Source organism: Mycolicibacterium chlorophenolicum, assembly GCF_001044235.1.
Lineage (GTDB): Bacteria > Actinomycetota > Actinomycetes > Mycobacteriales > Mycobacteriaceae > Mycobacterium > Mycobacterium chlorophenolicum.
Genome location: NZ_JYNL01000069.1, coordinates 806211 through 818364, shown reverse-complemented (window position 1 = coordinate 818364; position 12154 = coordinate 806211). Strand labels below are relative to the sequence as shown.

The 12154-nt window shown below is 69.9% G+C and carries 13 protein-coding genes and 1 pseudogene; 10 read left to right on the top strand and 4 right to left on the bottom strand.

Going from position 1 to position 12154, the window contains the following annotated elements:
• The first annotated feature begins 13 nt into the window (after positions 1–13).
• From MCHLDSM_RS33755 to MCHLDSM_RS33730, 6 genes are all read left to right on the top strand, one after another.
• On the top strand, positions 14–907 hold the full coding sequence (locus MCHLDSM_RS33755) for a phosphoribosylaminoimidazolesuccinocarboxamide synthase (protein WP_048473997.1): 894 nt from the start codon (positions 14–16) through the stop codon (positions 905–907).
• A complete protein-coding gene (locus MCHLDSM_RS33750; protein WP_048473996.1) occupies positions 904–3027 on the top strand; it encodes a S9 family peptidase in 2124 nt (707 codons plus the stop codon). Before MCHLDSM_RS33755 ends, MCHLDSM_RS33750 begins: the two co-directional genes overlap by 4 nt.
• Positions 3028–3060: 33 nt before the next feature.
• Complete coding sequence (locus MCHLDSM_RS33745) at positions 3061–3615, top strand: TetR/AcrR family transcriptional regulator (RefSeq protein WP_048473995.1); 555 nt, start codon at positions 3061–3063, stop codon at positions 3613–3615.
• 17 nt (positions 3616–3632) lie between these two features.
• On the top strand, positions 3633–4121 hold the full coding sequence (locus tag MCHLDSM_RS33740) for a glutathione peroxidase (protein WP_048473994.1): 489 nt from the start codon (positions 3633–3635) through the stop codon (positions 4119–4121).
• Between the two features lie 63 nt (positions 4122–4184).
• Positions 4185–4889 carry a DUF2334 domain-containing protein gene (locus MCHLDSM_RS33735; protein WP_048473993.1) on the top strand — a complete coding sequence of 235 codons (705 nt, stop codon included), beginning with the start codon at positions 4185–4187 and terminating at the stop codon, positions 4887–4889.
• 26 nt (positions 4890–4915) lie between these two features.
• Positions 4916–6556, top strand: coding sequence for an FAD-binding dehydrogenase (locus MCHLDSM_RS33730; RefSeq protein ID WP_048473992.1), 1641 nt, complete (start codon positions 4916–4918; stop codon positions 6554–6556).
• A gap of 4 nt (positions 6557–6560) precedes the next feature.
• Here MCHLDSM_RS33730 and MCHLDSM_RS33725 read toward each other — a convergent pair whose 3' ends face one another.
• A complete protein-coding gene (locus tag MCHLDSM_RS33725) occupies positions 6561–6929 on the bottom strand; it encodes an SgcJ/EcaC family oxidoreductase (RefSeq protein ID WP_048473991.1) in 369 nt (122 codons plus the stop codon).
• On the bottom strand, positions 6916–7623 hold the full coding sequence (locus MCHLDSM_RS33720; RefSeq protein WP_048473990.1) for an SDR family NAD(P)-dependent oxidoreductase: 708 nt from the start codon (positions 7621–7623) through the stop codon (positions 6916–6918). The genes MCHLDSM_RS33725 and MCHLDSM_RS33720 overlap by 14 nt, the downstream gene beginning before the upstream one ends.
• Before the next feature lie 119 nt (positions 7624–7742).
• On the opposite strand from MCHLDSM_RS33720, the gene MCHLDSM_RS36785 reads away from it, so the two are divergent.
• A complete protein-coding gene (locus MCHLDSM_RS36785; protein ID WP_082169183.1) occupies positions 7743–8675 on the top strand; it encodes a LysR family transcriptional regulator in 933 nt (310 codons plus the stop codon).
• Between the two features lie 42 nt (positions 8676–8717).
• On the opposite strand, the pseudogene MCHLDSM_RS33710 reads toward MCHLDSM_RS36785, so the two are convergent.
• A pseudogene (locus tag MCHLDSM_RS33710) lies at positions 8718–9683 on the bottom strand (YbfB/YjiJ family MFS transporter); the annotation flags it as partial.
• Positions 9684–9830: 147 nt separating this feature from the next.
• Entirely contained in the window at positions 9831–10490 is a 660-nt protein-coding gene (locus tag MCHLDSM_RS33705; protein WP_048473988.1) for an MBL fold metallo-hydrolase, read from the bottom strand.
• Between the two features lie 41 nt (positions 10491–10531).
• Between MCHLDSM_RS33705 and MCHLDSM_RS33700 the strand changes: the two genes are divergently transcribed.
• Genes MCHLDSM_RS33700 through purQ form a run of 3 tightly spaced genes read left to right on the top strand, consistent with a single transcriptional unit; the run spans position 10532 to position 12140 of the window.
• Positions 10532–11194 carry a hypothetical protein gene (locus MCHLDSM_RS33700; RefSeq protein WP_048474211.1) on the top strand — a complete coding sequence of 221 codons (663 nt, stop codon included), beginning with the start codon at positions 10532–10534 and terminating at the stop codon, positions 11192–11194.
• 35 nt (positions 11195–11229) lie between these two features.
• Positions 11230–11472 (top strand): phosphoribosylformylglycinamidine synthase subunit PurS, encoded by a 243-nt coding sequence (gene purS / locus MCHLDSM_RS33695; RefSeq protein WP_048420954.1) that lies wholly within the window; start codon positions 11230–11232, stop codon positions 11470–11472.
• Positions 11469–12140 carry a phosphoribosylformylglycinamidine synthase subunit PurQ gene (purQ, locus tag MCHLDSM_RS33690; protein WP_048473987.1) on the top strand — a complete coding sequence of 224 codons (672 nt, stop codon included), beginning with the start codon at positions 11469–11471 and terminating at the stop codon, positions 12138–12140. The genes purS and purQ overlap by 4 nt, the downstream gene beginning before the upstream one ends.
• Positions 12141–12154: the final 14 nt, after the last annotated feature.

Below are 12154 nucleotides of genomic sequence, written 5' to 3'. Positions count from 1 at the left end.
ATAGGCTGACCCGATGCGTCCCGCTCTGTCCGACTATCAGCACGTGGCCAGCGGCAAGGTTCGCGAGATCTACCGCGTGGACGACCGGCACCTGCTGTTCGTCGCCACCGACCGCATCTCGGCCTACGACTACATCCTCGACAGCGAGATCCCCGACAAGGGCCGCATCCTGACCGCGATGAGCGTGTTCTTTTTCGACCATCTGCAGGTGCCCCACCACCTGGCCGGTGCGCCCGACGATGCCCGGATCCCCGAGGAGGTTCTCGGCCGTGCACTGGTGGTGCGGCAGCTGGACATGCTGCCGGTCGAGGCGGTGGCCCGCGGCTACCTCACGGGATCGGGGCTGATCGACTACCAGAAGACCGGCAGCGTCTGCGGGATCCCGCTGCCGCCGGGGCTGGTGGAGGCCAGCCGGTTCGCCGAGCCGCTGTTCACCCCTGCGACCAAAGCCGAGCTCGGTGAGCACGACGTCAACATCACGTTCGACGACGTCGTCGGCCTGATCGGGGCGGAGCGCGCCGAGCAGCTGAAGGAACGCACGCTGCAGACCTACAGCCGGGGCGCCGAGCACGCGTTGAGCAAGGGCATCATCGTCGCCGACACCAAGTTCGAGTTCGGTGTCGACGGATCCGGTGAACTCGTCCTCGCCGACGAGGTGTTCACCCCCGACTCGTCGCGCTACTGGCGCGCCGACGACTACACCGAGGGTGTCGTGCAGAACAGCTTCGACAAGCAGTTCGTGCGCAACTGGCTGACCGGCCCCGAGTCGGGGTGGGACCGCCACGGTGACCAGGCCCCGCCGCCGCTGCCCGCGGACATCGTCGAGGCCACCCGGGCCCGTTACATCGAAGCTTACGAACGTATTTCAGGATTGCGTTTCGACGACTGGATCGGAGGGCGGCTGTGAAGCCACCGGTGGCCAAGCGGATCGACCATCACCGGGAACACCACGGTGACGTTTTCGTCGACCCCTACGAATGGCTGCGGGAGAAGGCCAGCGCCGAGGTGATCGAGCATCTCGAGGCCGAGAACGCCTACACCGAGCACGTGACGGCCGATCTGGCGCCGTTGCGGCAGCAGATCTTCGACGAGATCAAGGCTCGCACCAAGGAGACCGACCTGTCGGTTCCGACCAGGCGCGGGGACTGGTGGTATTACGGCCGCAGCTTCGCCGGCAAGCAGTACGGGGTGCAATGCCGTTGCCCCGTCACCGATCCCGCCGACTGGACCCCGCCCCAGCTGACCGAGGACACCGACATTCCCGGTGAGCAGGTGCTGCTCGACGAGAACGTCGAGGCCGAGGGACACGACTTCTTCTCCCTCGGCGCCGCCAGCGTCAGCGTGGACGGCAACATCCTGGCCTACTCGGTGGATGTCAAGGGCGACGAGCGATACACGTTGCGCTTCAAGGACTTGCGCACCGGACAGCGCTACGACGACGAGATCGTCGGCATCGGCGCCGGGGCGACGTGGGCGGCCGACAACAAAACCGTCTACTACGTCACCGTGGACGACGCGTGGCGGCCCGACACCGTGTGGCGGCACCGGCTGGGCTCGGGACTGCCGGCCGAGAAGGTGTATCACGAACCCGATGAACGTTTCTGGGTCGCGGCGGGGCGGACCCGCAGCAACCGGTACGTGATCATCGCGGCCGGCAGCGCGGTCACCTCGGAACTGCGGTACGCCGACGCGACCGACGGCGAGGCCGAGTTCACCACGATCTGGCCGCGTCGGGAGTCGGTCGAGTACTCCGTCGAGCACGCCGTCGTGGGCGGCGAGGACCGGTTCCTCATCCTGCACAACGACGGTGCCGAGAACTTCACCCTGGTCGAGGCGCCGGTCGCCGATCCGTCGAATCACCGCACACTGATCGAGCACCGCAGCGATGTGCGGCTGGACGCGGTCGACGCCTTCGAGAACCTGTTGGTGGTCAGCTACCGCAGCGAGGCCCTGCCCCGCATCCAGCTGTGGCCGCTGCGCGACACCGGATACGGCGAGCCGCAGGACATCCGATTCGACTCCGAGCTGATGTCGGTGGGTCTGTCGGCCAATCCGAACTGGAGCGCGCCGAAACTGCGGATCGGGGCGACGTCGTTCGTGACGCCGGTGCGCATCTACGATCTCGACCTCGCCACCGGTGTGCGCACGCTGCTGCGCGAGCAGCCGGTGCTCGGCGACTACCGGCCCGAGGACTATGTCGAGCGGCGGGACTGGGCGGTGGCTGAAGACGGTGCGCGCGTGCCCATCTCGATCGTGCACCGCGTCGGGCTGGGCACACCGGCGCCGCTGCTGCTCTACGGCTACGGCGCCTACGAATCCTGCGAGGATCCCCGGTTCTCGATCGCGCGGCTCTCGCTGCTCGACCGCGGCATGGTCTACGCCGTGGCCCATGTGCGCGGCGGCGGGGAACTCGGCCGGCTCTGGTACGAGCGCGGCAAGCTGCTGGAGAAGCGGAACACGTTCACCGACTTCATCGCCGCGGGAAGCCATCTCGTCGACACTGGCGTCACCGTGCCGGAGAAGATGGTCGCCTACGGCGGCAGCGCCGGTGGCCTGCTGATGGGCGCGGTGGCCAACATCGCACCCGAGCTGTTCGCCGGGATCCTGGCCGCGGTGCCGTTCGTCGACCCCCTCACCACGATCCTCGATCCGTCGCTGCCGCTGACCGTCACCGAGTGGGACGAATGGGGTAATCCGCTGGAGGATCCCGACGTCTACCACTACATGAAGTCGTACTCGCCGTACGAGAACGTCGAGGCCAAGCGGTATCCGGCCATCCTCGCGATGACGTCGCTCAACGACACCCGTGTCTACTACGTCGAACCCGCGAAATGGATTGCCGCACTGCGCCATGTGCAGGTCGATCCCGGCAGTGACGGTGCGCGGGTGCTGCTGAAGACCGAGATGAACGCCGGGCACGGCGGGATCAGCGGACGCTACGAGCGCTGGAAGGAAGCGGCGTTCCAGTACGCGTGGCTACTGGACGTGGCCGGCGCCGGCGACGACGGCGGCAAAGCCGCTATCTAGTCGCTGTCAAGATGACCGGGCTATCATGCCCGCATGGTCAAAGCCAGCTACCACCACGGCGATCTCAAGGCGACGATCCTGGCGCAGGCCGCGGTACTGGTGGCCGAGCGCGGGGCCGACGGCGTCTCGCTGCGCGAGTTGGCCCGCACCGCAGGGGTGTCGCACGCCGCGCCGGCGCACCATTTCACCGACCGCCGCGGTCTGTTCACCGCCCTGGCCGCGCAGGGCTGGCGGTTGCTGGCCGCCGCGCTGTCCGAGGCCCGTCCCGAATTCCGTGAGGCCGCACTGGCCTACGTGCGGTTCGCGGTCGAGCACCCCGGCCACTACGCGGTGATGTTCGACCGTTCGCTCGTCGACCCCGACGACGCCGACCTCGACGCCGCCCGATCGGCTGCGGGAGCAGAACTCGCCGCAGGCGTGGGAACACTGGACGACCCACGGGCAGAAAAGGATCCGCAGGCCGCCGGGCTGGCGGCATGGTCACTGGTGCACGGCTTCGCGATGCTGTGGCTCAACGACGCGATCGACACCCACGGCGACCCGGTCCAGACCGCGCAGCGGGTGGCCCAGATGCTGTTCACCCCATGAGCGGTAGCGTCTGACCCATGACGCTCGCTGGCATCCCGCTGACCACCCTCGACGGCCGCGCCACCACGCTCGGCGAACTGGCCGACGGGGCCGCGCTGGTGGTCAACGTCGCCTCGAAATGCGGCCTCACCCCGCAGTACAGCGCGCTCGAACAGCTGGCCAGGGAGTACGGCGATCGCGGCCTGACGGTGATCGGCGTCCCCTGCAACCAGTTCATGGGGCAGGAACCGGGCAGTGCCGAGGAGATCCAGACGTTCTGCTCGACCACCTACGGGGTGACGTTCCCGCTGCTGGCCAAGACCGACGTCAACGGCCCCGACCGGCATCCGCTCTTCGCCGAGTTGACCCGAGCCGCCGACGACAGCGGCGAAGCCGGCGACGTGCAGTGGAACTTCGAGAAGTTCCTGGTGGCGCCCGGCGGCGAGGTGGTGCGGCGGTTCCGGCCGCGCACCGTGCCGGACGCCCCCGAGGTGATCTCGGCGATCGAAGAGGTCTTGGGGGGCTGACAGTTCAGCCGGGCGCGTCGTGTTGTTGTCCATCTCGACACCTGACGTTGCGACACTGCGGGTGTGGCAGGACAACTGATCGTCTCGATCTCCGGGATCAGCGACCGGACCATCGACGACGTCGCATCATTTCGGACCCAACTGCAGGACCGGGGCGTGCCTGCGTCGTTCCTGGTGGCACCGCGGATCAAGGGTGGGTACCGGCTCGACCGCGACCCCGAGACCGTCGGCTGGCTGACCGAACAGCGCGCCCAGGGTGACGCGATCGTGCTGCACGGATTCGACGAGGCCGCCACCAAGGCGCGCCGCGGGGAGTTCGCGACCCTGCCCGCACACGAGGCGAACCTGCGGCTGATGGCCGCCGACCGGATCCTCGAACATCTCGGCCTGCGCACCCGGCTGTTCGCCGCGCCCGGTTGGAACGTCTCGCAGGGTGCGCTCACCGCGTTGCCGCGCAACGGATTCCGGCTGACGGCCGGCTTGAGCGGCATCACCGACCTGGTGCGCCGGCAGACCGTCCGCACCCGGGTGCTCGGCATCGGGGAGGGATTCCTGACCGAACCCTGGTGGTGCCGCACCGTGGTGCTGTCGGCGGAGCGGACGGCCCGTCGGGACGGCATCGTCCGGGTGGCCGTGGCCGCCCGGCATCTTCGTCGGCCCGGGCCCCGGCAGGCCATGCTGGACGCCGCTGACCTGGCGCTGATGCACGGTTGCGTGCCCACCGTGTACGCCTGGCGCCACCCGGCTGCGCTGTCCGACGCCGCCTGAGGGTCCGCGCTCGCTACATTGGCCGCATGGCAGATGATGCGGACGTCATCGTGGTCGGCGCCGGCCTGGCCGGACTGGTGGCCGCGTGTGAGCTGGTCGAGCGGGGCCGTCGCGTGCTCATCGTGGATCAGGAGAACGAGGCCAACGTCGGCGGCCAGGCGTTCTGGTCCTTCGGCGGGCTGTTCTTCGTCAACAGTCCCGAGCAGCGTCGCCTCGGCATCCGCGACAGCCACGAGCTGGCCCTGCAGGACTGGCTCGGCACGGCCGGGTTCGACCGCCCCGAGGACCACTGGCCGCGGCAGTGGGCCCACGCCTACGTCGACTTCGCGGCCGGAGAGAAGCGCAGCTGGCTGCGCGACCGTGGACTGCAGATCTTCGCGATGGTCGGCTGGGCCGAACGCGGCGGCTACGACGCCCGCGGCCACGGCAACTCGGTGCCGCGCTTCCACATCACGTGGGGAACCGGGCCGGGGCTGGTCGACATCTTCGCACGTCGCCTGACCGGGCCTCTGGCGCGGTTCGCGCACCGCCACCGCGTGGACGAACTGATCGTCGAGGGCGGCGCCGTCACCGGGGTGCGCGGCGCGGTGCTGGAACCGTCAGCCGCCGTGCGGGGTGCGCCGTCGTCGCGAAACACGATCGGGGAGTTCGAGTTCCGCGCGCAGGCCGTCATCGTGGCCAGCGGCGGCATCGGCGGCAACCACGATCTGGTCCGCGCGAACTGGCCTGAGCGGATGGGGCGGGTGCCCGAGCAGCTGCTCAGCGGTGTGCCCGAGCACGTCGACGGCCGGATGCTGGGCATCTCGACGGCGGCGGGCGCCCACATGATCAACAGCGACCGGATGTGGCACTACACCGAGGGCATCACCAACTACGACCCGATCTGGCCGCGGCACGGCATCCGCATCCTGCCCGGGCCGTCGTCGCTGTGGCTCGACGCCACCGGCCGGCGGCTCCCCGCGCCGCTGTATCCGGGCTTCGACACCCTCGGCACGCTGGAGTACATCTGCCGGACCGGGCACGACTACACCTGGTTCATCCTGAACAAGCGCATCATCGACAAGGAGTTCGGGCTGTCCGGGCAGGAGCAGAACCCGGATCTGACCGGGCGCAGCATCCGCGCGGTGATCGAACGCGGCCGCAAAGGTCCCGCACCGGTGCACGCGTTCGTCGACCGGGGTGTCGACTTCGTCACCGCCGACTCGCTGCGCGACCTTGTCGCCAAGATGAACGGCGTCCCCGACGTCGAGCCGCTGGACTTCGCCGTGGTCGAGGAGGAGGTCACCGCCCGCGACCGGGAGGTGGCGAACCGGTTCACCAAGGACAGCCAGATCACCGCGATCCGCGCCGCGCGCGGCTACCTGGCCGACCGTGTCAGCCGCGTCGTCGCGCCGCATCGTCTCACCGACCCGAAGGCCGGCCCGCTGATCGCGGTGAAGCTGCACATCCTGACCCGAAAGTCGTTGGGCGGCTTGCAGACCGACCTCGATTCGCGTGCGCTGCGGGAGGACGGCACTCCGGTGGACGGGTTGTTCGCGGCCGGCGAGGCCGCGGGCTTCGGCGGGGGAGGCGTCCACGGCTACCGCTCGCTGGAGGGCACGTTCCTGGGCGGATGCGTGTTCTCCGGGCGGGCGGCCGGCCGTGCCGCGGCGCGCGACGTGGGTTAGGACGTCACCGAGGCGGCGCGCTGACCTGATACTGCTGGACGAGCCAGCCACCGTCGCCGCGGGTGAGCACCACGCCGAGCATCAGCGCGGTCACCGTGCCGTCGGGCCGGGTGAAGTCAGCGCGACCGTAACCGAGTACCACCTGCTCGGCCGGCCGGCGAACCTCCTCGATGCGGTAGTCGACCGTCAGTCCCGGCGGCTGGCCGTCGTAGTAGGCGAACACACCGTCGCGGCCGACGGTGTACGGACGCAGCCCCTGGAAGACCGCGTCCTCGGTGAACACCGCCGCCACCCGCGCCGGGTCGTGCGCGTCGATCCCGGCCTTCCACTCGTCGAGCACCGCGCGCACGATGTCGCCCTCAGTGTCCGGCACTCTGACCTCCGTCGACGTGCAGGATCTCTCCGGTGACGAATCCCGCGTTCTCCAGATACAACACCGCGGCGACGACGTCGTCGAGGGTGCCCAGGCGGCCCACCGGATGCAGCGCGGCGAGGAACGGGTGGGTGGCGGGATCGTGCATCGGGGTGTCGATCGTGCCGAGCGCGACGGCGTTCACCCGGATACCCCGCTCGGCGTACTCGATGGCCAGCGACTTGGTCGCCGCGTTGAGTCCGCCCTTGGTCAACGACGCGAGCACAGAGGGCACCTGCTTGGCGGCCCGGTCGACGAGGCTGGTCGAGATCGTCACGATGTGCCCGCCCCGCTCGGCCATGGCGGCGACGGCGGCGCGGGTGAGCTCGAAGAACCCGCGCAGATTGACTCCGGTGATCGCGTCGTAGTCGGCGTCGGTGTACTCGGTGAACGGCTTGGAGATGAAGATGCCCGCGTTGTTGACGACGGTGTCGACCCGGCCGAAGTGCTCCAGGGCGGCGTCGATCAACTCGGCTCCGACGCCGGGCTGCGCGATGTCGCCGGCCACGGTGAGGACCATCGGATCATCGCTGGGCGCGATGGTGCGGGAGTTCGCGACGACGGCGTAGCCCAGCGTGCGGTATCCGGCGACGAGCGCCGCGCCGATGCCTTGCGATGCGCCGGTGATGACGACGACGGGTGCAGTGGTGTTCATGGTCTGTGCCTTTCTGTGGGGCTGATGCACTGCTCAACACGGCGCCGACGGCGGGCATGTCCACCCGGCGGGATGAAATTCCTCGCTGGTGAGAGGACACGCCTACTACGCTGCGGGAGGTGGAGCTTCGCCAGTTGCGGTACTTCGTCGCCGTTGCCGAGGAGCTGAACTTCGCCCGTGCTGCCGAGCGGCTGCGCATCGCGGGTCCGTCGCTGTCTCAACAGATCAAGGCGCTGGAACGCGACCTGAAAGTGCAGCTGTTCGACCGGGACCGCCGCTCGGTGGCGTTGACTCCCGCCGGTGCGGCACTGGTGGCCGACGCCCGCGCACTCATCGAGCAGGCGGATGCGTTGCGCAGGCGTGCAACGGGTTTGGCGGTGTCGGACCCGGTGCGGATCGGCTGGGTGAACTGGTGTCCGACCGACTGGGTCGAACGTGCCGCCGGGGTGGCGCAACTGCGCGTGGACACCTGGGTGATGCCGTCGCACACGCAGGCCGCGCGGGTGGCCGACGGGGCCCTGGACCTGGCGATCTGCTGGGTGCAGAACGACGACCTCGCCGCGCTGTCGCTGCAGGCGCGGCTGATCGGCGTCGAGCGTCTGCATGCGCTGAGCTCCGGCGCCGACGCCTCGCCGATCGCCGCGAAAAGCCTTGTGGTGCTGGCTGATGACGACACTGCCACGTGGTCGTCGTGGAACCGCTACGCCGAGCAGTTCGCCGCCGACACCGGAGCCCGGGTGATGCGCACCGACGACGGCGGGGTCACCGGTCCCACGTTCTTCGAACACGTCCGTCGGCTGGGCCGGCCGGTGCTCGTCAATCCGCGAGGGCACCAGGACCCCGAACCGCGCGACCTGGTGCGCCGCCCGGTGGTGCACCCGACACCGCTGTGGACGTGGTCACTCGTGTGGCGGGCCGGCGAAGACCGATCTGCCGTGTGGGCGGTCATCGACGAATTCACCCGGGACAGTGCGACGTCGAGCCTGGATGAGCCGGACACGTGGCTGCCTGCCGAGGATCCACACCGCGGCGATCGCCAGCGCGGCCAGTGACACGATGAGCGCCGAGACGCCCAGCGCCGGCCGGTACCCACCACCCAGCAACGGTGCCACGAGCAACGGGCCCACGATCTGACCGACGGAGTAGCCGACGGTCAGCAGCGCCACCGCACCGCGGGTGCCCAGGAGCCGGCCCTCGGCCATCGCTAGCGTGCTCACCCCGATGAACGTGCCGCCGAACAGCAACGCGCCGAGGAGACTGGCCGCACTGCTGCCCTGGCAGGCCAGCCCGATCCCGGCGGCCTGCAGGGCCAGCGCGCCGGTGAGCACGGCGGGCCGGCCCAGCCGGCCCCCGAGCCGCGCCCACAGGCCGGCCGACGGGATGACGGCCACACCGACCACCAGCCAGACACTGTTGCCCAACGCGCCGGGGGAGTGCTGGGCCACCGCGGCCACCAGGAACGTGCCGGCGATGATGTAGCCGATGCCTTCGAGCGTGTAACCGGCGAACAGCAGCGCGAAGCGCGCCGTGCCGGCGTGGTGCACCTGGGCCCGCGCCGTCGCGGCCGTCGCCGGCACCCGCTGCGGGCGCACCCACCAGCCGGCGGCGCCCAGCATCGCGGCCAGGCCGGCGGCCACCCACCAGGCCGTACGCCAACTCTCGGTCGGCAGCGCGAGCACCGCGGCCGCCGACACCGCGATGCCGGCACCGACCCCGCCGAATCCCCAGCCGACCTTCTCCGGCAACCGTTCGAGCAGCGTGTTGACCGCGACGACGAACACGACCGCGCTGGCGAACCCGGCCGCGGTGCGCAGCGTCAGCCACGCGAACACATCGACCGTCGCCGCCATGGCGGAAAGGCTGACCACGATCCCGACCAGGGCCACCCGGCAGGCCACCGCCGACCGCGCGAGCCGCGGCGACATCGTGGTCGCCACCGCCCCGCCGAGGTAACCCACGTAGTTGGCGGTCGCGAGATGCCCGGCGACCTGCGCGGTCAGTCCGGCCTGCGCCGTCATCAACGGCAGGATCGGGGTGTACACGAACCGCCCGACGCCCATGGCGGCCGCCAACGCGGCAGCGGTGGGCAGGACCGCGCGGACCCCGGTGTGCAGATGTCGGCGCATCGCCCCATCGTGAGCGCTGCGCCCGATTCCCGGCCAGGACCGAATCACTCACAGCTGAAAGGCTTTTCCTCTCAGCGAGAGCTAGAAGTCGGTCCCGCTCTCCGGGTCGAGCACGCGGAAATCGGTGTCGGTCATCTCCGAGAGGCGGCCGTAGAAGATCGGCCGCGCGACGGGGTCGATGATCGCCTGGTGGATCGGCACCGCATGCGTCGGATTCACCGCGCGCAGATAGTCCACCGCCTCGGAGATCTTCATCCACGGCGCGGCCGCCGGGGTGGCCAACACGTGCACCGGTTCGCCGGGCGCGAACAGGGCGTCACCGGGGTGCATCAGCTTCGCGGCGTGCTCACCGTCGCCGACGAGATACGAAATGTTGTCGATGACAGGGATTTCCGGGTGGATCACGGCATGCTGCCCGCCCACCCCGCGCACCGTGAGGTGGCCGATCGACAGTTCGTCACCGACGTGCACCGCCTGCCACGGTTCGCCGAGTTGGGCTGCCGTCTGCGGATCGGCGTAGAGCGCCGCCTGGGGGTTGGCCTCCAGCAGCGCGGGAAGGCGTTCGGTGTCGGCGTGATCGGGATGCTGGTGGGTGATCAGAATCGCCGACAGGCCGGTGATGCCCTCGAAACCGTGGGAGAGGTTGCCCGGATCGAACAGCACCGTGGTGTCGCGGCCCGGGGCCGAGGAGTCGGAAAAGCTCGCCAACAGGCATGAATGGCCGAAATGTGTGAGCTGCATGCCTATATTGTGGCGCGCAGGGGGAGTGGGGGGTAGTGCAGGTGCGATGGGTGGTGACGCTGGCTCTGGCGTTGTCGGGCGTGTTCGTGGCACCCGGCGGGGCACAGGCCGTACCGGGGTTCTGCCCGCCGATCTGCGACGCGATCCCTGACTCCGCCTGGATCGAGCCCTCCTCCATCCCGCTCGCACCGGTCTACCGGTGGCCGGCCCTGGCCGGCGTCGCCGTCACTGCGCCGGCGCCGCGGTTCGAGTTCGAGTCGTGGTGCGTCACCCCCTCCTCGGCCGCCGACCCGCGCCGCTACGCCGTCGCCGCGCGCGCCGCGGTACCGAACCCGGACGGCCAGTGGAACCTGCAGGTGCAGGTCATCCACTGGCGGGGCGATACGGTCACCGGCGGCAAGGCCGCCCTCGAGACGCTGGAGAAAGCCCGGATCGCGCTGGCGACCTGTCACCTGACCGGCCCGGGGGCGTCGCCGTCGATCACCACCAGCGAGGTCGACCGCATCGCGACAGTGATCAGCGACTCCGGCAGCCGCGTGATGCGCGCATACCTGCTGGCGGACCCGGCCAGCAGCACCGTCGTCGAGGTCGTGCTGTGGACCACCCTGCCGTCGCAGGTCGAGTGGCGGGCGGTGCCCGACGCCCAGGTGCTCGACGCGATGGCCACCCCGCTGTGCACCGCCTACCTGGGCTCGTGCCGGTGACGCGACGCCGGTGTCGTCGCAGGTAGAGTGTGCGCGTGGCAAAAGTGGTGGTGCATGTCATGCCGAAGGCGGAGATCCTCGACCCCCAGGGGCAGGCGATCGTCGGCGCGCTGGGTCGGCTCGGCTTCGACGGGATCTCAGATGTGCGGCAGGGCAAGCGATTCGAGCTCGAGGTCGATGACGCTGTCGCCGATGAGAAGCTCGCCGAGATCGCCGAGTCGCTGTTGGCCAACACCGTGATCGAGGACTGGACCGTGACCCGGGAGAGCGACGCATGACCAGGGTGGGCGTGATCACATTCCCGGGCACCCTCGACGACATCGATGCCGCGCGGGCGGTCCGGCTGGCCGGCGGCGAACCCGTCAGCCTGTGGCATGCCGACGCCGACCTCAAGGGCGTCGACGCGGTGATCGTCCCCGGCGGCTTCTCCTACGGCGACTACCTGCGCTGCGGCGCCATCGCGCGCTTCGCGCCCGTGATGGGCGAAGTCGTCGCCGCGGCCGGGCGGGGCATGCCGGTGCTCGGCATCTGCAACGGCTTCCAGGTGCTGTGCGAGGCGGGACTGCTGCCCGGTGCGCTGACCCGCAACGCCGGCCTGCACTTCGTCTGCCGGGACGTGTGGCTCGAGGTGGCGTCGAACACGTCGGCCTGGACGACCCGCTACGAGCAGGGCGCTGATCTGCTGGTGCCGCTGAAATCCGGCGAGGGCCGCTACGTCGCCGCCACAGACGTGCTCGACGAATTGGAGGGCGAAGGGCGCGTCGTGTTCCGGTACCGGGACAACATCAACGGGTCGATGCGCGACATCGCGGGGATCAGCTCGGCCGACGGTCGCGTCGTCGGCCTGATGCCGCACCCCGAGCACGCCACCGAGGCGCTGACCGGACCGTCGGACGACGGGCTCGGGATCTTCTACTCGGCGCTGGACGCGATTCTGGTGTCCTGACGTCTGTCGGGGCT